This window comes from Pseudomonas sp. SBT1-2, assembly GCF_028640875.1.
In the GTDB taxonomy this organism is placed as follows: Bacteria; Pseudomonadota; Gammaproteobacteria; order Pseudomonadales; family Pseudomonadaceae; genus Aquipseudomonas; species Aquipseudomonas chlororaphis_I.
Genome location: NZ_JAQZAA010000064.1, coordinates 16,139 through 36,524 on the forward strand (window position 1 = coordinate 16,139; position 20,386 = coordinate 36,524).

Genomic DNA, 20,386 nt, shown 5'->3' on the forward strand with positions numbered 1-20,386 from the left:
TACTAAAAACAATAAGTTACGAGATTGTGTACAACTCGTGCTATTCGTCGGATTTTGATTGTAAGCGCCTCAATACAGCCTCAGGATCGCGCCGTCATCCCTTTGAGGCTCCTCTATGAAGTTCTCCTCGATTCTCTTGTTGTCCCTTGGCCTGGTCAGCGGCATCGCCTCTGCCGGCGGCACCACAGAAGCAGGTGTGGGCGGCGCATTGGGCGGGGTTCTAGGCTCGGTCGTCGGTCAGTCGATTGGTGGTAGCACCGGTTCGACCATCGGTGCGGCCCTGGGCGGCGCGGGCGGTAGTGCCGTGGGTGCCGACAGACGCAGCCGTGGCGAAGCCGCTATCGGTGGTGCGCTGGGCGCAGCCGGCGGTAACGTGGTCGGTCGCAGCATGGGGGGCACCACTGGCAGCCTGATCGGCGCAGCGGCGGGCGGTGGCGTCGGCGGCGCGCTGGGTAACCACCTGGGCAACTCCAGCGATCGTGACGATCGCCGCTACCGTGATCGCGACTACGACGATCGTCGCTACTATCGCGACGGCCACCCGGGTCGTGGCCATGCCTACGGGCATCGCAAGCACAAGCGTCACTGGCGCGACTAAGACCTGAAACGGTCGCAGCCCGCTGACACAAAGACCGCAGCCTGACGGCAGCTCCTGCCAGACAGGGTTCATCACCCCCGGGATGAACCCCCAGGAGCCGCCGAAGCAGGCTGTGTGAAAGCGTCGCGAGTGAAGGCAAGACAAGGCAAAAACAGGCGAGGAAGCGGAGTTTAGGGGCCTAAATGAGCATTCCGAGCCTGTTTTTAACGCAGGATTGCCGAACGCAGCAGCTTTCACACAACCTGCGAAGGCTGCGGTTTTTTTTTGTGCCTTACATCAGCAAGCGTTCCAGCGCTGCACGCAGCCCGGCGGGAATCCCCACCGGCTGGTTCGATGCCCGATCGACGAACACATGCACGAAGCGCCCCGCCGCGCAGGCATCGCTTTCCCCCGCCTTGAACACCGCCAGCTCATACTGCACCGAACTGTTGCCCAGCTTGCCGACGCGCAGGCCGATCTCGATGCGCTCGGGAAAAGCGATCGAGGCAAAGTAATCGCAGGCCGAACTCACCACGAAACCCACCACCTCGCCGTCATGGATATCCAGGCCGCCCTCTTCGATCAGGTAGGTGTTCACTGCCGTGTCGAAGAAGCTGTAGTAGGTGACGTTATTCACATGACCGTACACATCGTTGTCGTGCCAACGCGTGATGATGGGCTGGAAGTGGCGGTAGTCGGTGCGTTGCGGCATGTGGTCGGTCATTGGCGGGTTCTCGGAGGTGAGGTGTCTGGAAGGCGACCCTGCTGTGGTCGGTCAGGCGATCGACTATTTCAACCGATGGCCCGGTGATCGGCAAACCCTTTGCCAGCCTGCACCAGCTCGTCAATCAACCGCGCCGGCTTCCAATGCGCGCCCAACTCGGCTTGCAGCCGCAGCAAGTCTTTCTGGATTGCCACCAGCCCCTGCCGGTCCGCCCAACTCATCGGCCCGCCCTTGTCCGCCGGGAAGCCATAACCGTTGAGGTACACCAGGTCGATATCCTGTGCCGAGCCGGCGATGCCTTCCTCGAGGATCTTCGCGCCTTCGTTGACCAGCGCCAGCAGGCAGCGTTCGAGGATTTCCTCGAGGCCAACATCGCGACGACGGTAGCCCAGGCCTTCGCTGACCTCCTGAACCAGAGCATCGACCTGCACATCGTGCTCGGCCTGGCGACTGCCGGGCTCATAGTGGTAATAGCCGTTGCCACTCTTCTGGCCGAACCGGCCCGCCTCGCACAGGCGATTATCCACCTGCACTTCGTGCGCCTCCTGGCCCTTGCCGGCCAGTTGCCGGGCGCGCCACTCCAGGTCGATGCCAACCACGTCATACATGCGGAACGGGCCCATGGCAAAACCGAAGCCCTGCAATGCGGCATCCACCTGATAAGGGAAAGCCCCTTCCAGCAGCATCTTGCGCGCCTCCAGCACATAGGTACGCAACATGCGATTGCCGATGAATCCAGGGCAGTTGCCGGACACCACACTGACCTTGCCCATGCGTTCGCCCAGCGCCAGCGCGGCCTCGAGCACCTGCGGTGCGGTCGCGGCGCCGCGCACGATTTCCAGCAGCTTCATGATGTGCGCCGGGCTGAAGAAATGCAGGCCCAGCACCTGCCGCGGTCGCCGGGTGACCGCGGCGATGGCGTCGATATCCAGCGCCGAAGTATTGCTGGCAAGGATCGCCCGCGGCTGGAGCAGGTCATCGAGCTCGCGGAAGATTTTCTGTTTCAGCTCGAGGTTTTCGTAGACCGCCTCGATCACCAGGTCCACATCGCGGATCGCCAGGTAATCCGCTGCCGCGCTTACCCGGGCCCGGCGCGCGTCGGCCTCTGCCTGATCGATCCGACCCTGACGCACGTTGTGCGCATAAGTCTCGGTCACCGCTGTCAGCGCCTGTTCGAGCATCTGCGGGTTGTTGTCCGCCCACTGCACCGCAACCCCGGCATTGGCCAGGCACATCACTATCCCGCGGCCCATGGTCCCGGCACCGATCACTGCGGCGCGCTGAATGTCGATCTGGCTCATAGTGGCTCCCTTGTAGGTGGCTCGAAGACGCAAACCACCATAATCAGGCCCAGGGTATTTTTGAAATTTATTCCTGTGATGAGCGGCATTCAGCGGATGGATCGGGCAGGCATCAACCCTGAAGGTGATGTTCAGCCCAATCGCGCACGTCGGCGTAGGGGTAATCCTCGAGTACCGCAAAACCCTGGATCGACCGCGCCTTGAGCTTGGTGAACAGCGGCACGCTGATCCCACAGAGGAAACGCGTCAACCGTTCCGCCCCTGGAACCGTGCCGCTGTGCTGTTGGTGCCTGTGGATAAATTCACCGCACAGCGCTTCGAAGTTTTTATCCACAAGCGCGGACAAGGCTGGCGGCTCCGGCAAGCGAGCCACCTGACCGTGACACACCGAGCAATGCCCGCACCGCTGCGGTGCCTGGTCATCGCCGAAATACTGCGCCAGGCGATACCCCAGGCACTGCTCGGTGGCGAACAGCGCGAGCATCGCGTGGATCCGCGCGATCTCGCTGCTTTCGTGCTGCTTGAAATAGGCGTGCAACTGCTGGCTCAGGATCGCGGCATCGAAGCCCGTCTCCAGCAGGTTGTAGACCTCGGTCATCTGCTTGCTTTCCAGCTCGACCCAGCCCTTTTCCTGGAAGTAGTCCAGGGCCTTCACCACCCGGTTACGCTCGGCCTGATGTTGCTGATACAGCGCGTCGAAATTCACCGTGGCCCAGGTCCGGGCACGGCTGGAGGTCTCGATGATCGCCGCCACGAACTCTCGGCGCTCACCCTCGAAACGCGCCAGCAGCACCTGCGGTTCCTCGAGGAACTTGAAGCGGTATTCGGCGAAGTAGGCGTAACGCGGCGCGATCAGCCCACGCAGCTCCAACTGCACCAGCAAGGTCTTGAGCGGCAGCTGACGAATGTTGCTCTGGTCCGCCAGCGGCCCCAACAGGAACTCCCACTGCCCGTCGGGCGTCGCCCCCTGCAACTCGTCCAGTACACAACGAATGCCTTCCAGCTCCGGCGTGTCGCCGTAGACGAAGTTTTCCAGCACGTTGAGGCTGTCGCGGTTAGCCAGCACCAGGCAGTCCGAAGGTTGGCCATCACGCCCGGCGCGGCCGATTTCCTGGCTGTAGTTCTCGATGGATTTGGGCAGGTCGAAATGCACCACGTTATGGATGTCGCTCTTGTCGATGCCCATGCCGAAAGCGATGGTGGCGACGATGCAATTGGACTGGCCAGCCATGAACTGACGCTGGATGGCCTCGCGCTGCTCATGGGGCAGACCGGCGTGATAGGCCTGGGCCTGGATGCCGTGGCGACTCAGATGCTCGGCGATGTGCTCGGCGGTTTTCTGCAAGGTGACATAGACGATGCTCGGCTGCCCGGGACGCTCGCTCATCCACTGCACCAGGCGCCGGCGCTTGTCCTGGCCGCGCACCGGTTCCACCAGCAGGTTGAGGTTGGGCCGATAGAAACCGGTGGTCACCACATCCTGCCCGGCGATGGCGAATTTCGCCTGCATGTCGGCGATCACCTTGGGCGTGGCGGTAGCGGTCAGCAGCAGTGCCTGGGGAATGTTGAACTGGCGCTGATAGTCCGGCAGCTTGAGGTAGTCGGGGCGAAAGTTATGGCCCCATTCGGAGATGCAGTGCGCTTCGTCCACCACCAGCAGGGAGATCCGCACCTGCTGCAGGAAGTTGCGAAAGCGCTCGTTCTTCAGGCGCTCCACCGAGATCATCAGGATCTTCAGTTCACCGGAGCGCGCCCGCGCCATGACCTCGTTGGCGTCGTCGCGGCTCTGCGCCGAATCGATGCTCGCCGCGGCGATGCCGTGCCGCTGGAGGAACGCCAGCTGGTCCTGCATCAGCGCCAGCAGCGGCGAGACCACCAGGGTCAGGTGCGGCAGCAGCAAGGCCGGCAACTGGTAACACAGGGACTTGCCGGAGCCCGTGGGAAAGATCGCCGCCGCCGAGCGCCCGGCCAGTACCGCGCTGACCGCCGCCTCCTGGCCGGGACGAAACTGTGGATAACCGAAGACCTGTTCGAGGGTGTCGTGCATGAGCTGTCACTCCTTTGACCGCTGACGTGCCTTGCAGACTGGCACAGGGTCGGGAAAAGGTCGGGGAAGAAAGGATACGGGATGATACAGGGAGGCGCAGAATGCTGTCCGGCTGGGGTTATGCGGAGTTTTTCAGGGTGTATCGCGAACCACCAGGCAGCCGATGGCTCGCGATAAAAGTCGTGTTCTTACCGCGTCGCGCGGCAATCCACCCACTTCACGCCATTGCTCTTGTTGGCGGCGATCAGCGTCGGCACTGCAGCAGGCGCCTTGTTGTGAATGTCGTGGAACAAAATGATCCCCCGGCGCCACAGCAGCATCAGGGTCTGCACCCGCTGGCTCGCCGCGCTGGCGCTGAGGCTCTTGCTCCAGTCCTGGGAGTCGATGCCCCAGAGCATCACCTTGATACCCTGGGCCTTGAAGAACGCCGCACTGTCACTCGAACGCTGACCATAAGGCGGGCGGAACAGCGGCTGGTAATCATCCGGCAACGTGCCGCGCACCAGGGTCGCGGAACGGGTGATGGACTGCTGCCATTCGCTCCAGGCGCTGTGAGACTTATGCGCCCAACCATGCAAGGCAACACACTGGCCGCTGTACAACTCACGCATTTGCGCCGGCGAGGACTTGCGCAGACGCGCCTGGAACGGCTCGCCCAGCACGAAGAACAGGCCATGCAGATCGTTGGCCCGCAGCACATTGGCCAGCGTATCGGTATGGCCGCCCGCGGCCGTCGGGCCGTCGTCGAAGGTCAGCAGAAACTGCCGGTCCGCCAACTCGTCGCCCATCAGCTCGGCGCTGTCGAAACGTTCGATCTCACTGCTGATCTGCGGGAACAAGGCCGCCAGGCGCAGCTGTTCGTTCAGATACTGCTCATGAAACTGGCGGCTCGCCTGGGCCCACGCGTCATAGGCCGGGCTGACCGTTCCGGTGAAGCCCTGGGCCAGTTGCCGCAAGTCATCCAGGTTACGCACCAGCGGGCAGAAGGCGGCGCCTTCACAGTCCTGGCTGGCGCTGTGGAAACTGCTGAGCAGGCGTATCCAGAAACGCTCGCGCACTTGCTCGACCGAATGATGGTCCAGCGCCTTGACGCCCAGGCGCTGTTTGAGACTGACATCGTCCAGCGCCTCGCTGGCCAGCAGGGCCTTGCCGAACATCAGGATTTCCGCGCGCGAGGCGGTATCGAAGCCCGCTTGCGTGGCCAGCGAACCCGGCCAGCTACTGCGGTCGATGGTGGCGAACACCATCGGGCCGGCAGCCTGGGCAACGGCCGTCCACAGGGACAACATCAACGCAACAACCAGAACCCGCATAACAACCTCCATAAATGCATAACGCGCCGTGGGACGGCGCGTTATGGGGGTCAGATCAACACCCGTGAATCAACGGTTTTGCACACGCTCGATGGCTTTGTCGTACACCGGGTTGGCCTTCTGCTGCTTGGCCAACTGATAGTGACGCAGGGCATCGGCGAACTGGCCGGCCGCTTCGTAGATGCGCGCGATGTTGTAGTAGGAACTGGCGCGCACGGTGGCCGCCGAGCTGCCGCTGGCCAGAGCAATGGCCTTGCGGTTGGCCCAGATCGATTCGGCGGTGTTGCCGGCTTTCTGATAGGCCAGGCCGAGGTTGCTGTAGGCCTGACCGTAGCCGTTGTTCAGCTCGATGGCCTGACGGTAGAAGTCGATGGCTTGCTGCAGGTTACCGGCGTGGTAAGCCTCTTCGCCCTTGCGGTTCAGGGTTTTCGCATCGGCTTGTGCGCTGCTGCTGACGGCAACGGCGGCAACTTCCACTTTGTCGTCGAGCAACGGCGACACTTCGTTCAACACGTCCTGCGCGTCGACGGTCACGCCGCTGAGGGTGTTGATGTCCTGGAAGTCACCATTGCCGGTCATGCGGAACACGGTCCACAGGTTACCGCTGCGGTCCTGCGGCACGTAGTAGGTGCGCACCAGCGACTGCCCCATGTACACGAACACCTTGGCCTGGCTGGCGGCAAGCTGACGGGACTCCGGACGGGTCTGGTTACTGTAGTCATGCACCGCGTACACATAGCTTTCGCCGTAGTGTTTCTTTTCCAGGGTGATGGTTTCCGGGCCGTAGCCGTCGATATCGTCGACGTCCAGGTGGGCGTCATCGCCTTGCTGGTTGCGGAAGTAGATGTTGTTGCCCGGGAAGATCATGTGCGAATCGAGATCGCTGGGGGTCGCGCCCCAGGTCAGCACCACGCGCAGACCGTCGAGGTTCTGCATCACCGGGCTGATGGCGTAGGTCATGCCGCTGCACGGGCACTTGACCACCAGGTTGGAGTAGCCGGGTTTCTTGATGATCAGCAGGTTGCTGGGGTCATCCGCAAAGTCGGTGGTCAGGGTCACCTGGCCTTGAGCATTGGTACGACCGACAACGCTCTGTGCCCCATTGCGCTGCACCAGCACTTCGGCGTCGGCGATCTTCTGGTCCTTGACCACCGCACTCAGCACCTCGACCGGCAGCTGCTGCGCCGTCACCGAAAACGCCAATGCCCACAACGAAAAAATCGAAGTCACGCGAAACAAGCGCATACCTAATTCCCTTTAAGTGTATGAAGTCGGCACCCAAAGGTACCCGGCAGATTTCGCGCGCACCATACACAGTTTTTTGGGGGTTTGCTTGTTAATCCATCAGGAAATGCTGGTGTCTACGGGAATCCCTGAAACTTGCCGGGGAGCGGGGGGATGACAAAACCTTTCACACCGATTTGAAACCGGGCAAACCATTAGCCGCCCGCCACTCCTTCACTAGCCGTGTGATGCCTTCGGACGAGTCATCGGCACCATTCTCTGGGTAAAAAATCAGATCGGAGCCTGCTGGGTATTCGCTTACCTTTTCGAAATGGAATACAAGCGCATTCACTTTTTGGGGCGTCATAGGTGAATGTCCAACAGCTCTCAAGAACCATTACTTCCATCTGATGACGCTAGATAGAGATCCATCCCTTCAGGAAAACTCACTGAACACAATTGCTCAATTTCAACAATCTGAGCAGCCGTTAATCGAAAGTCGGCACCAATACAGTCACTGGCTCCTGTCCACCCCATGACTGGAGCCAGTTCGTCGACAGACACATTAATAGATACTTCAAATGTCAGTTCATCCTTTCCAGGCTCAAAGCCCATTACCGAGAACATCATGGTTCTACTCTCCTTCCCTTATCTGCATCTTTTGTTTGCTTACCTGTAACGTAATCAAACTCGCCTTGATGCCTTCCGCGCTTGTTGTATTTCTCAAGAGTGCCATGCTGACGATCCCACTCATAAATATTACCCGCCCTATCAACCCAACGCGGACGTAGTCCACCACCCCCAGTTACGGGCGTCTTAGACCGGACCCGCACAGCATCAGGGAAAGCCGGGAGCAAACCTTGAGGAGTGGGGTGATATTTATGGTCAGAAACACTCAAAACTACATACAGCGGCTGTACACCCGACCCCACCGGAAACACCAGAATAAAATCCCGATACTCCGGCGGATAAATCGGACTGACGATGATCCGCTCCGCCGCCTCAGTCGGCGGGAAAATCCAGATCGGTGGAGTCTGTGGCGCCGCTTCCAGCGGTGGTATCCCTATGGTGCTCGAAGGGTCCACAGCTGGGGTCCAGATAAGGGTGATGCCATCCCCCAGATCGGCCACTTGCTGCTCATCACGAACCTCAAACTCAGCCACCGGAATCATTTCCCACTCGCGGCGCCCCTGCGTGTTGAAACCGTAGCCCTTGAGACTGCCATCGGCCTGCTGTTCAACTCGCAGGCGTAGCCGGGTGCGAGCTTGCTTGAGATTGCGTAGCTGCTCTTCGCTGTACAGCGCGCCATCACCCAGGCTCGATGGAGCGAGCAAAGCCACCAGCCCCAGCAACGCACCGGCCGCCACGCCCGAGGAGATCAGCCCCAGGCCACTGCCGGTGGTACCAGCCGCCGCGGAGACACCACCCAGGGTCAAGGTACCGAGATTGGCCGGCAGCGCGCCGCTGATGCGCTTGAGGGCCACGCACCCACCCGCCTCGACCTCTCGACCGCCCAGCAGCGTCAACGCGCCGTAATTCGCCACCGAATCAGTGGGTATGAAGCCCGTCGGGGTGACGTAGTCGATGATTGCGTTCGGCAGCTTGCAAGACTTGGCAAATACGCAACCGACGGGCATTGGTTGCGATTCCACCTGTGTAGTCGCCAGCCGCTCTTCATAGGCCTGCTGGCGAGCGAGCATCTGCTCGTAACCCTGCTGCGCATCGTCACGCTCGGCCAATTCACTCGCCGTCATATCGCGCAGGCGACGATAACCACCGCCGTCAGCGTCGTAGTGCTGCCATACCTGGGGCACATCCTTGTTGCGGGCCATAGTCCTTTGCTCGGTCGCCTGGGAAACCCCGGTCTTCAACCGGGGGATCTCACGTTAACCAGTGCGAGGGGACCTTGGCTGTCAGGCAAATCCGAGCTGGTCGAGCGACTTTTCTTTTTCGCTCAGGCCAGGCGATTGGCCCTGAACTGTCTGCACAGGACACCAGGATTTACCTTACACGTCGCGTCGAATCAGGCTTATTGAGCCGCTCGAACAAGCCGCCTGGAATTTGAACGGGACTGAATGACGCCCACAAAAAAGCCGCCCCAAAGGGCGGCTTCTTGAACCACTTACCCGATGCTTACAGCTTCGGACCAGCAGCCTTGATGGCGTCGCTCACGTCGAACTTCTTGAAGTTCTCGATGAACAGGCCGGCCAGGGCCTTGGCGGCTTCGTCGTAGGCGGCTTTGTCAGCCCAGGTGTTGCGCGGGTTGAGCAGGCCGGTTTCGACGCCTGGAACGGCCAGTGGCACGTCCAGGTTGATGGTGTCCAGGTGCTCGGTCTCGGCACCGACCAGAGCGCCGCTCTGGATGGCCGCGATCACGCCACGGGTGGTCGGGATGTTGAAGCGCTTGCCAACGCCGTAGCCACCGCCGGTCCAGCCGGTGTTGACCAGGTAGACCTTGGAGCCGAAGCCGCGGATGCGCTTGATCAGCAGCTCTGCGTAAACGCCGGCCGGACGCGGGAAGAACGGTGCGCCAAAGCAGGTGGAGAAGGTCGACTTGATACCAGCGCCCGAACCCATTTCGGTCGAGCCCACCAGAGCGGTGTAGCCGGACAGGAAGTGGTAGGCAGCTTGTTCTTCGCTGAGGATCGATACTGGCGGCAGTACGCCGGTCAGGTCGCAGGTCAGGAAGATCACGGCGTTCGGCTCGCCACCGAGGTTTTTCTCGGAACGCTTCTCGACGTGCTCCAGCGGGTAGGCGGCGCGGCTGTTCTGGGTCAGGCTGCCGTCGGCGTAGTCAGCCTTCTTGGCGTCGTCCAGCACAACGTTTTCCAGCACTGCGCCGTGCTTGATGGCTTTCCAGATGACCGGCTCGTTCTTCTCGGACAGGTCGATGCACTTGGCATAGCAGCCGCCTTCGATGTTGAACACCACGCCCTCGCCCCAGCCGTGCTCGTCGTCACCGATCAGGTAACGGCTTTCATCGGCGGACAGGGTGGTCTTGCCGGTACCGGACAGACCGAAGAACAGGGTCACATCGCCCTCTTCGCCGATGTTGGCGGCGCAGTGCATCGGCAGCACGTCGGCGGCCGGCAGCAGGAAGTTCTGCACCGAGAACATGGCTTTTTTCATTTCACCGGCGTAGCGCATGCCAGCGATCAGCACTTTCTTCTGAGCGAAGTTGAGGATCACGCAACCGTCGGAGTTGGTGCCGTCACGCTCTGGAACGCATTCGAAGTTGGCAACGTTGAGCACCTGCCACTCATCACGGCCAGCCGGGTTGTACTGGGCCGGGTTGATAAACAGGCAACGACCGAACAGGTTCTGCCAGGCAGTCTGGGTGGTCATCTTCACGGCTAGGTAGTGCTCGTCGGAAGCACCTACATGCACATGGGAAACAAAATGCTCTTGCGCGTTGTTGAATGCCTCGACGCGAGCCCACAGGGCATCGAACTTGTCGGCCGGGAACTTGCGGTTGATCGGGCCCCAGGCGATAGCGTCCTGGGTGCTCGGCTCTTCAACGATGAAACGATCGACTGGCGAACGGCCGGTACGGTGACCGGTACGAACAACCAGCGCGCCGGTATCGGCAAGCTCGCCTTCACCGCGGTTCAGGGCTTCTTTGACCAGATCATCAACACTCAGATCGGTGTACACGGCGTTATTGGCTTGCGTCATGAGGTTCCCCGTCGGCCAGTGGCCGAGTGCTCCAAACGTTTTGTAGTAGAAAGTCGTGCACTACTACCGCGAAAAAAGTGCGCCGGATTATGCCAGAAAAGCCCAAAAAGAGTAGGGCCCTCCCGTCAGAACGGCGTTAATCCGGCGCTTGACAGGTGATTTACCTGCGCTGAAACGTTTTAGTGACGAGTATCTGACGGCGACTCGACACCCGCTCCGGCGAACAATTGGCTGATATCGGCCGCATCGAACAGGTAGCGCTCGTTGCAGAACTGGCAATCGATCTCGATGCTGCCGCCGTGTTCGACCACCAGCTTCTGCGCATCTTCCAGACCCAGACTGACCAGTGCATTGCCCGAGCGTTCCCGCGAGCAGCTGCAACGGAAGCGCAACGGCTGCACATCGAACAGGCGCACGGCTTCTTCGTGGTAGAGGCGATGGAGCACGGTTTCGTTGTCCAGGCTCAGCAGTTCGTCGGCGGTCAGGGTGCTGCCCAGCGCGGTGATGTGCTGCCAGCTGGCGGCGCGTTCTTCTTCATCCTTGAGGCGGTCGGCCGGCAGTTGCTGCAGCAGCAGGCCACGGGCGCGACGACCGTCGGCGTGCAGCCAGAAACGGGTACCGACCTGCTGGGACATGACGAAGTAGTTGGTGAAGCATTCCGACAGGGTCGCGCCGTCCAGGTCGACGATGCCCTGGTAACGCTGACCGTGGGTCGGGTCGACGGTCAGGGCCAGCACGCCATTGGGCATCAGGTCGGCCAGGGTCGCGTCCGGGGCGATCTGCTCCGCGTCATAGCGGGCCAGACCACGGATCTCGCGCTCGCTGGAGCACTCGATCATCAGCAAAGGCACCGGGCCTTCGGAACGGGCCTGGAGGATCAGCAAGCCATCGAACTTCAGCGTGCCGACCAGCAGCGCGGCCGCCGCCATCAGCTCGCCGAGCAGTTGCGCGACCGGCTCCGGGTAAGCGTGTTTGGCGAGGACTTCGGCATAGCTGCGCTCCAACGCCACCAGCTCGCCGCGGGCGTCGCTGTCATCGAAGATGAAGCGTTGGGTGAAGTCGGTATCCGGCAAATGAGTCATAGGTTTGGGTATCTGAAGTGATGACAAAATGGTTACAAGATATGAAAATTGCGTTTTTTGCACTGTTACGGTGCGCGATTTTCTGCCATTGGAGGCATTTTATGAACAATCCGGGTTTGTTCCAAGCAAGGTGGAACCTCGGCAAGCTAGTGTTGTGCAATTTGCTCCCTCTGGCGCTGCTGGGTTTCTGGTTATGGCCAAGCGGGCAGATGCTTTGTGTAATGTTCGACGAATGGCTGTTCCGCCTGCTGAATGCTCCCCTTGCGAGCAACTCCACCTGGCTGCATATCTGGGCCGTGGCCAGCCTCAGGCCTTTTGACGCGATAGTCGGGCTGATCCTGCTGACCCTGTTGATCCGCGGTGACTGGGTGTTCAAGGCCGTGGACGTGCGCCGGGCGTTTTTCGGCTTCCTGTCGATCCTGGTCCTGATGCTGATTATCCGCCTGTTGTTCTCCAGGCTCGCCGACGCCATGGGCTGGCAACACGACAGCCCGTCGATGATGCTCCAGGATGCCGTGCACATGAGCGACTATTTCCCGCACTGGGAAAAAACCTGGGAACTCAAGGACCGTTCCAGCCAGAGCTTCCCCGGTGACCACGCTTCGGTGCTGCTGATCTGGGCACTGTTCATGAGCGTGTTCAGCCGCGGCGTCGGCCAGCTCCTGGTGATCTGGGGCCTGACCCTGCTGTTTATGATGCCGCGCCTGGTGGCGGGCGCGCACTGGGGCCAGGACGACTATATCGGCGGCGTGCTGCTGGCGGTCTGGGCGCTCGGCTGGGGCTACTACACCCCGTATGCGGCCAAGGCTTCGAACTTCCTGCTGCGGGTGACCAATCCGCTGTTCAACCTGCTGGGCAAGCTGCCGTTGCTGTCGCGCCTGAGCGTGGTGCGGGCTACGGCCTGAGCAGGCGCCGGCTTGCCGGTGATTGAATGCAGACGATGCGCCCTCCAGGGAATAGTGAGAGGGCTGCAACCGCTGCTTTGCAACTGATCGCAGGCAGCCTCGCTCCTACAGGGGCTTATTCGTGGCTGTGGAACTTGAACAGGTCGCGCCGCTGTTTCTTGGTCGGCTTGCCATCGGTGCTCACACCCAGGGCGCCGGCCTTGCGTAGCGCGGCGGCGTTTTCCCGCTTGGCGATGCTGGCTTCGGTTTCCGTATAGAGAGCCTGCGCCTCCGGCGCCCCACGGCGCACGATCGACAGGGCCTGGACCACCACGGTGCGCTCGTCGAAACCGGTGCGTATCTCATACTCGTCGCCGATCCTCGGCTCCTTGCCCGGTTTGCAGCGCTCGCCCCGGTGATGCACCTTGCCGCTTTCGATGGCGGCCTTGGCCAGGGCACGGGTCTTGTAGAAGCGCGCCGCCCACAGCCATTTATCCAGACGGACCTTGTCGTCGTCTTCGGCTTTTTGTGCCATGGCATTTCCTCATTCTGAAATATTTTCGAACTGTACTACCGTTTCTCTCGTGCCATGAATTGCGATGGCTCGGTTTACAATGCGAGGCTCTGCGGCAGCCCGTCCGGGAGCTGTGGAGCCGGGCCTAGATATCTGTCGCCTTTTACCCATTATTCTGCGTGAATACCGCGAATTCGGCCGCTTGACGGTACGAGCGGGTTCCTCAGCGGTTGAGCACATTTGAAGACATTTGACCATTTGACCGTCGTGGGTCTGCGCGAGTGGGTGGCGCTTCCGGATTTGGGAGTCGCCGGCCTGCGCGCCAAGATCGATACCGGCGCCAGCACCTCCAGCCTGCATGCCACCGAGATCGAGCCGTTCGAGCGCGACGGTGAGCAGTGGGTGCGCTTCAACGCGCACCTGGGCAGCGTGGTGCAGTTGCGTCACCGGCGTTGCGAAGCGCCGCTGGTGGCGATGAAAACCATCAAGAGTTCCAACGGCCAGGCGCAGGTGCGCTACGTGATCAGTACCACCCTGGCGCTCGGCGATCGGGTCTGGCGGGTGGAGTTCACCCTCGCCTGCCGCAAGGCCATGCGCTATCGCCTGCTGCTCGGTTCCAAAGCCCTGATCGATGGCCAGTTGGTGGTCAATCCAGGGATCAAATACGTTCAAGACAAACCGGTGTTCCCGGTGTCCACTACCTCTGCCACAGGTGTTGCATGAAGATCGCTGTGCTGTCGCGTAACCCGCGTCTGTATTCCACTCGTCGCCTGGTCGAAGCCGGCACCGAGCGTGGCCATGAAATGGTGGTGGTCGACACCTTGCGCGCCTATATGAACATTGCCAGTCACAAACCGCAGATCCACTACCGCGGCAAGCCGCTGGAGGGTTTCGACGCGGTGATTCCACGGATCGGCGCCTCGGTGACCTTCTATGGCTGCGCGGTGCTGCGCCAGTTTGAAATGATGGGTGTGTTCCCGCTCAACGAGTCGGTGGCCATCGCCCGCTCGCGAGACAAACTGCGCTCCCTGCAACTGCTGTCCCGACGCGGCATCGGCCTGCCGGTGACCGGCTTCGCCCACTCGCCGGACGACATTCCCGACCTGATCGAGATGGTCAACGGCGCGCCGCTGGTGATCAAGGTGCTGGAAGGCACCCAGGGCATAGGCGTGGTGCTGTGCGAAACCGCCACGGCGGCCGAGTCGGTGATCGAGGCCTTCATGGGCCTGAAGCAGAACATCATGGTCCAGGAGTACATCAAGGAAGCCGGCGGCGCCGACATCCGCTGCTTCGTGGTCGGCGACAAGGTGATTGCCGCGATGAAACGCCAGGCCAAGCCCGGCGAGTTCCGCTCCAACCTGCACCGTGGCGGCAGCGCCAGCCTGATCAAGATCACTCCGGAAGAACGCATGACCGCCCTGCGCGCGGCCAAGGTCATGGGCCTGAGCGTGGCGGGCGTGGATATCCTGCGTTCGAACCACGGGCCGCTGGTGATGGAAGTGAATTCCTCGCCAGGCCTGGAAGGTATCGAGACCACCACCGGCAAGAACGTGGCGGGGATCATCATCGAGCACATCGAGAAAAACGGTGGCCCGAACATGACCCGGACCAAGGGCAAGGGTTAAGGGCAGCGGCAAGCTTTTAGCGGCAAGAGAAAAGCGACTCCTCACTTGCAGCTTGTAGCTTGCCGCTTGTAGCTGCCTTCAAACCGCATCCCTCGGCAACAACAACCCCAACGGCAACCGCACCCGCGCTTCCAGGCCGCCATCGGCGCGGTTGCGCAGTTCGACATTGCCGCCGTGCATCGAGGCGATCCGCTTGACGATGGCCAGGCCCAGGCCGGTACCCTTGCCGCCCCGGGCACGGTCGCCGCGGGTGAAGGGGTTGAAGATCGCCTCCAGCTCCGACGGGTCGATGCCCGCGCCACGGTCCATCACGCTCAGCACCACATAAGGCGCGCTGGTGTCGCCCGACACATAGGCCGCCACTTCGACTTCCGTCCCCGCGTGGTTCAGCGCGTTGCCGATCAGGTTGTTCAGCAGGCGTTTCATCGATACCCGGCGCAACGGGAACGGCGGGATCGGCTCCAGGCGCAGGCGCACCTTTTCGTCGTTCTGGTTGTAGGGTGCCGCCACTTCACGCACCAGGTCGCTGAGATCGACCTCCTCCACCGACTCATCGCGGCCGTCGCGGATAAAGGCCAGGAACTGGTCGAGAATCGCGTCCATGTCTTCGATGTCGCGGACCATGTCGTCGGTCAGGTCGTTGTGGCTGCCCATCAACTCCAGCGACAGGCGCAGGCGAGTCAACGGCGTGCGCAGGTCGTGGGACACCCCTGCCAGCATCAGCTCGCGTTCGCGTCCGGCCTGCTCCACATCCTCGGCCATCTGGTTGAAGGCGCGGTACACCTCGGTCATCTCGCTCGGCGTATCGCTGATCGGCAGGCGCACGCTGCGCCCCTGCCCCAGTTGCCGGGCGGCATAGACCAGGCGCTTGAGGGGCTGGTTGAGCTGGCTGACAAAGATCCACGCCGAGGCCGTGGACAACAGGCCGATCGCCAGGAACCAGCCGAGCACACTCCAGATCTTCTGCCCCCGCAACGGATGCGGATACAGCGGTACTTTCAGCCAGCCATCGCCCAGGCTCGGTGCGCGCACCCAGAGCGCCGGCGGGGCGTGCATGCGCAGGCGCACTTCAGTGTCGGCGCCCAATTCGGCCTGCATCTGCCGCTGATAAATCTCGCTATAGGGCCAATGCTGCTCGCCCGCTGGCACACCGCTGCCGACTACCTTGATCAGCCCGGCGGCCTCGGCGATCTGGTCGCGGTTGGATTCGTCGGCGGCCCAATAGGCGCGCAGGGTCAGGGCCACGCCGTGGCTGTACTGGCGGTCTACCAGCACGTCCTCGTTCATCAGCAGATAAACCAGGGTCAGCGCCTTGGAGAACAGCACCACGATCAGCACCAGCCAGAGGGTGCGGGAGAAGAAGCTTTGCGGGAACCACAGCGGGGTTTTCATAAACAGCCATTACACGCTTTGCAGGAGCGAGTCGCGCTCGCAGAGTTGCGGAATGCGAGCGCCCGGGTCGTTTGCCGGCCCGGGCGCTCGCTCCTACAAATCATCGGTCACTTGGTGGTGGTGCCATCCGGCACGAACACATAACCCACGCCCCAGACCGTCTGGATATAGCGTGGCTTGGACGGATCGGGCTCGATCATCCGGCGCAGACGGGAAATCTGCACGTCGATGGAGCGCTCCAGGGCATCCCACTCGCGGCCACGGGCCAGGTTCATCAGCTTGTCGCGGGTCAGCGGCTGGCGAGCGTTCATCACCAGGGCCTTGAGCACCGCGAACTCACCGGTGGTGAGCATGTGCACTTCGGCGCCGCGCTTGAGTTCGCGGGTGGCCAGGGACAGCTCGTAGTCGCCGAAGGTGACGTTCTCGTCTTCGCTGCCCGGCGCACCCGGCACCGGCGCCGACTGGCGACGCAGCACGGCCTTGACCCGCGCCATCAGTTCGTCGGGGTTGAACGGCTTGGCCAGGTAATCGTCAGCGCCCAGTTCCAGGCCCTTGATGCGGCTCAGCTCGTCGCCCTTGGCGGTGAGCATGATGATCGGAATCTGGTTGTTCGCACTGCGCAGGCGGCGGCACGCGGTCAGGCCGTCTTCGCCAGGCAGCATCAGGTCGAGGACGACCAGGTTGAAGACTTCGCGCCCCAGCAGACGGTCCATCTGCTCGGTGTTGGGAACCGCGCGGGCACGGTAGCCCTTGCTGACGAAGAAGCGCTCCAGCAGGCTGCTCAGCCCCGGGTCGTCGTCAACGATAAGAATTTTTTCGCCTTCGGCAGTTTGTGCAGTGCTGCTCATCAGATGCTCCTTTTATCTCGGTGCGCATTATGGCGTAGCTGCCGTTATACGCACCGTGTGCATTGTTAGCAGATTTTTCCTCGACCGCCAGAAAACCCGCCGTCGGCCGCCACCGGGCCGATACCCCCGAAGACTGGAACGCTGGTTATAATGCGCCGCCTTTTGTGTCAGGCAACGTCTGATCGTTATCGCCCGTGGCCACTTTTTATTTTTCCCGGCCAGGCAGTAATTGTTCGATTTCACGGGTCAACAGGCAGCCTTTTGATCCAGGCAGCGGCGCACGCCAGGCCGCTCAACCAGACTCACCGAGCCCAATTTTCCGTGCCGGCGAGCCTGCTTTCACAATTTGTCAGGTGGTTTTATGGACAGCATCAACAGCCGCATTGCCGAGGAACTCGGTGTACGCCCACAACAGGTCGAAGCGGCCGTCGCTCTATTGGATGAAGGCTCCACCGTGCCCTTCATCGCCCGCTACCGTAAGGAAGTGACCGGCAGCCTCGATGACACCCAACTGCGTCATCTGGAAGAGCGCCTGCGCTACCTGCGAGAACTCGACGAACGGCGCATCAGCATCCTCGCCAGCATCGAGGAGCAGGGCAAGCTGACCCCGGAGCTGGCCCGCGACATCAAGCTCGCCGATACCAAGACCCGCCTCGAAGACCTCTACCTGCCGTACAAGCAAAAGCGCCGCACCAAGGGCCAGATCGCCCTGGAAGCCGGCCTTGGCGAACTGGCGGACGGCCTGTTCAACGACCCGAGCCTGACCCCGGAAAGCGAAGCCGCACGCTTCGTCGACGCGGAAAAAGGCGTGGCCGATGTGAAGGCCGCCCTGGAAGGCGCCAAGTACATCCTCATGGAGCGCTTCGCCGAAGACGCCAGCCTGCTGGACAAACTGCGTAATTTCCTCAAGCAGGAAGCCACCCTCAGTGCCCGCGTGATCGCCGGCAAGGAAGAGGAAGGCGCCAAGTTCCGCGATTACTTCGAACACGACGAACCGCTGAAGAGCATGCCGTCGCACCGCGCCCTGGCGATTTTCCGTGGCCGCAACGAAGGCATCCTCAGCTCCGCGCTGAAAGTCGGCGACGAACTGCCGGGCACCATGCACCCGTGCGAGGGCATGATCGGCCAGCACGTCGGCATCCAGAACCAGAACCGCCCGGCGGACAAATGGCTCGGCGAAGTGGTGCGCTGGACTTGGAAAGTCAAGCTCTACACCCACCTGGAAACCGACCTGCTGGGCGAGCTGCGCGACAACGCGGAAACCGAGGCGATCAACGTCTTCGCCCACAACCTGCACGACCTGCTGCTGGCCGCTCCGGCCGGCCCGCGCGCGACCCTGGGCCTCGACCCGGGCCTGCGTACCGGCTGCAAGGTCGCGGTGGTGGATGCCACCGGCAAGCTGCTGGACCATGCCACCGTTTACCCGCACGTCCCGCACAACAAGTGGGACCAGACCATCGCCGTGCTGGCCGCGCTGTGCGCCAAGCACTCGGTGGACCTGATCGCCATCGGCAACGGCACCGCCAGCCGGGAAACCGACAAGCTGGCCGCAGAGCTGATCAAGAAATACCCGGCCATGCGCATGACCAAGGTCATGGTCTCCGAGGCCGGTGCTTCGGTGTACTCGGCGTCGGAACTGGCGGCCAAGGAATTCCCCGACCTCGACGTATCGATCCGTGGCGCGGTGTCCATCGCCCGCCGCCTGCAGGACCCGCTGGCCGAGCTGGTGAAGATCGATCCGAAATCCATCGGCGTCGGCCAGTACCAGCACGACGTGTCGCAGCTGAAGCTGGCCCGTGGCCTGGATGCGGTGGTCGAGGACTGCGTGAACGCCGTCGGCGTGGACGTCAATACCGCCTCGGTGGCCCTGCTGGCGCGGATCTCCGGCCTCAACACCACCCTGGCGCAGAACATCGTCAGCCACCGCGATGAAAACGGTGCGTTCAAGACCCGCGCCGCGCTGAAGAAGGTCGCCCGCCTGGGTGAAAAGACCTTCGAACAGGCCGCCGGCTTCCTGCGCGTGATGAACGGCGACAACCCGCTGGACGCGTCCGCGGTGCACCCGGAGGCCTACCCGCTGGTGCAGCGCATCGCCGCCGAGACCGACCGCGACATCCGCTCGCTGATCGGCGACAGCGGCTTCCTCAAGCGCCTGGATCCGAAGAAGTTCACCGACGAGACCTTCGGCCTGCCGACCGTCACCGACATCCTCCAGGAACTGGACAAGCCCGGCCGCGACCCGCGCCCCGAGTTCAAGACCGCCGAGTTCCAGGAAGGCGTCGAAGACCTCAAGGACCTGCAACTGGGGATGATCCTCGAAGGCGTGGTGACCAACGTCACCAACTTCGGTGCCTTCGTCGACATCGGCGTGCACCAGGACGGCCTGGTGCACATCTCGGCACTGTCGGAGAAGTTCATCAAGGACCCGCGTGAAGCGGTGAAGGCCGGCGATGTGGTCAAGGTCAAGGTCATGGAAGTCGACATCCCGCGCAAACGCGTCGGCCTGTCGATGCGCATGAGCGACACCCCGGGCGAGAAGATCGACGGTGCTCGCGGTTCGCGTCCAGGCTCGGCACCGCGCTCGTCGGGCAACAGCGCCCCGCGCAAGGAAAGCGTGGCCGCAGCCCCGACCAACAACGCCATGGCGTCGCTGTTCGCCAACGCCAAGCAGTTGAAGAAACGCTGATGGAGATCCCGGCCGGCTTGACCGAAAGCGCGTTCAGCCAACTGCTCGGCTGCCGTCTGCAGCGCCTGGAGGTCGGTGAAGCCGACGTCGCCCTGACGCTGACGCCGCAGTTGCGCAATCGTGGCCAGAAGCTGCACGGCGGGGCGATCTTCAGCCTGGTCGATATCGCCATGGGGCTGGCCTGTTCCAGTTCCCACGGCTTCGACCAGCAGAGCGCGACCATCGAGTGCAAGATCAACTACATCCGCGCCGTCGCCGAGGGCGACGTGATCTGCCACGCCCGGGTGCTCCACCCGGGTCGCCGCACCCTGGTGGTTGAGGCCGATGTGATGCAAGGCGACAAACTGGTCGCCAAGGCACAAGGCACCTTCGCGGTCCTCTGAGGAACCCTTTGGTGACAGCCGCGACGCCAATTCGTCCGCTAGCGACGCGGCCCGCCTTCGAACATCGACAGACCTAGCTCCCCGTCATCGATTTGAGTTAATTTCGGCGCT

18 protein-coding genes and 1 pseudogene are annotated in these 20,386 nt (G+C 62.1%); 6 read left to right on the forward strand and 13 right to left on the reverse strand.

The window, feature by feature from the left end; all coding sequences use genetic code 11:
* The first annotated feature begins 115 nt into the window (after window positions 1-115).
* On the forward strand, window positions 116-598 hold the full coding sequence (locus PVZ78_RS09815) for a glycine zipper domain-containing protein (protein WP_009046473.1): 483 nt from the start codon (window positions 116-118) through the stop codon (window positions 596-598).
* Between the two features lie 271 nt (window positions 599-869).
* Here the strand turns inward: PVZ78_RS09815 and PVZ78_RS09820 are convergent, their stop codons facing one another.
* The 10 genes and pseudogenes from PVZ78_RS09820 to hslO all read right to left on the reverse strand — a co-directional run bounded on the left by PVZ78_RS09820 (window position 870) and on the right by hslO (window position 11,943).
* Window positions 870-1,301, reverse strand: coding sequence for an acyl-CoA thioesterase (locus PVZ78_RS09820; protein WP_273828617.1), 432 nt, complete (start codon window positions 1,299-1,301; stop codon window positions 870-872).
* A gap of 68 nt (window positions 1,302-1,369) precedes the next feature.
* Entirely contained in the window at window positions 1,370-2,602 is a 1,233-nt protein-coding gene (locus PVZ78_RS09825) for a 3-hydroxyacyl-CoA dehydrogenase (protein ID WP_273828618.1), read from the reverse strand.
* 112 nt (window positions 2,603-2,714) lie between these two features.
* Window positions 2,715-4,649: a RecQ family ATP-dependent DNA helicase gene (locus tag PVZ78_RS09830; protein ID WP_273828619.1), complete on the reverse strand. Its 1,935-nt coding sequence runs from the start codon at window positions 4,647-4,649 to the stop codon at window positions 2,715-2,717.
* Between the two features lie 188 nt (window positions 4,650-4,837).
* Window positions 4,838-5,962 (reverse strand): polysaccharide deacetylase family protein, encoded by a 1,125-nt coding sequence (locus PVZ78_RS09835; protein WP_273828620.1) that lies wholly within the window; start codon window positions 5,960-5,962, stop codon window positions 4,838-4,840.
* A 69-nt stretch (window positions 5,963-6,031) separates the two neighbouring features.
* Window positions 6,032-7,207 carry a tetratricopeptide repeat protein gene (locus PVZ78_RS09840; protein WP_016702570.1) on the reverse strand — a complete coding sequence of 392 codons (1,176 nt, stop codon included), beginning with the start codon at window positions 7,205-7,207 and terminating at the stop codon, window positions 6,032-6,034.
* A gap of 166 nt (window positions 7,208-7,373) precedes the next feature.
* A pseudogene (locus PVZ78_RS09845) lies at window positions 7,374-7,550 on the reverse strand (bacteriocin immunity protein); the annotation flags it as partial.
* Window positions 7,551-7,573: 23 nt separating this feature from the next.
* Window positions 7,574-7,816 (reverse strand): DUF7683 domain-containing protein, encoded by a 243-nt coding sequence (locus PVZ78_RS09850; protein ID WP_080577941.1) that lies wholly within the window; start codon window positions 7,814-7,816, stop codon window positions 7,574-7,576.
* A complete protein-coding gene (locus PVZ78_RS09855) occupies window positions 7,813-9,018 on the reverse strand; it encodes a colicin E3/pyocin S6 family cytotoxin (protein WP_273828621.1) in 1,206 nt (401 codons plus the stop codon). The genes PVZ78_RS09850 and PVZ78_RS09855 overlap by 4 nt, the downstream gene beginning before the upstream one ends.
* 301 nt (window positions 9,019-9,319) lie before the next feature.
* A complete protein-coding gene (locus PVZ78_RS09860) occupies window positions 9,320-10,861 on the reverse strand; it encodes a phosphoenolpyruvate carboxykinase (protein ID WP_009046463.1) in 1,542 nt (513 codons plus the stop codon).
* A 179-nt stretch (window positions 10,862-11,040) separates the two neighbouring features.
* A complete protein-coding gene (hslO, locus tag PVZ78_RS09865; RefSeq protein WP_007931739.1) occupies window positions 11,041-11,943 on the reverse strand; it encodes an Hsp33 family molecular chaperone HslO in 903 nt (300 codons plus the stop codon).
* Between the two features lie 101 nt (window positions 11,944-12,044).
* Here hslO and PVZ78_RS09870 point away from each other — a divergent pair, with 101 nt between their 5' ends.
* Window positions 12,045-12,848 carry a phosphatase PAP2 family protein gene (locus tag PVZ78_RS09870; protein ID WP_124339466.1) on the forward strand — a complete coding sequence of 268 codons (804 nt, stop codon included), beginning with the start codon at window positions 12,045-12,047 and terminating at the stop codon, window positions 12,846-12,848.
* A gap of 115 nt (window positions 12,849-12,963) precedes the next feature.
* Here PVZ78_RS09870 and PVZ78_RS09875 read toward each other — a convergent pair whose 3' ends face one another.
* Entirely contained in the window at window positions 12,964-13,362 is a 399-nt protein-coding gene (locus PVZ78_RS09875; protein WP_009046461.1) for an RNA-binding S4 domain-containing protein, read from the reverse strand.
* A gap of 219 nt (window positions 13,363-13,581) precedes the next feature.
* On the opposite strand from PVZ78_RS09875, the gene rimB reads away from it, so the two are divergent.
* Together rimB and rimK are read left to right on the forward strand one after the other, a co-directional pair.
* Entirely contained in the window at window positions 13,582-14,064 is a 483-nt protein-coding gene (gene rimB, locus PVZ78_RS09880) for a retropepsin-like aspartic endopeptidase RimB (RefSeq protein ID WP_007931742.1), read from the forward strand.
* Complete coding sequence (rimK, locus tag PVZ78_RS09885) at window positions 14,061-14,966, forward strand: 30S ribosomal protein S6--L-glutamate ligase (RefSeq protein ID WP_007931744.1); 906 nt, start codon at window positions 14,061-14,063, stop codon at window positions 14,964-14,966. The genes rimB and rimK overlap by 4 nt, the downstream gene beginning before the upstream one ends.
* A gap of 78 nt (window positions 14,967-15,044) precedes the next feature.
* Here rimK and PVZ78_RS09890 read toward each other — a convergent pair whose 3' ends face one another.
* Together PVZ78_RS09890 and ompR are read right to left on the reverse strand one after the other, a co-directional pair.
* Window positions 15,045-16,358, reverse strand: coding sequence for an ATP-binding protein (locus PVZ78_RS09890; RefSeq protein ID WP_009041700.1), 1,314 nt, complete (start codon window positions 16,356-16,358; stop codon window positions 15,045-15,047).
* Window positions 16,359-16,465: 107 nt separating this feature from the next.
* Entirely contained in the window at window positions 16,466-17,206 is a 741-nt protein-coding gene (gene ompR, locus PVZ78_RS09895; protein WP_007925257.1) for an osmolarity response regulator transcription factor OmpR, read from the reverse strand.
* A 361-nt stretch (window positions 17,207-17,567) separates the two neighbouring features.
* On the opposite strand from ompR, the gene PVZ78_RS09900 reads away from it, so the two are divergent.
* Window positions 17,568-19,892: a Tex family protein gene (locus PVZ78_RS09900; RefSeq protein ID WP_028683843.1), complete on the forward strand. Its 2,325-nt coding sequence runs from the start codon at window positions 17,568-17,570 to the stop codon at window positions 19,890-19,892.
* Entirely contained in the window at window positions 19,892-20,275 is a 384-nt protein-coding gene (locus PVZ78_RS09905; protein ID WP_009046459.1) for a PaaI family thioesterase, read from the forward strand. The genes PVZ78_RS09900 and PVZ78_RS09905 overlap by 1 nt, the downstream gene beginning before the upstream one ends.
* The last annotated feature ends 111 nt before the right edge of the window (window positions 20,276-20,386 follow it).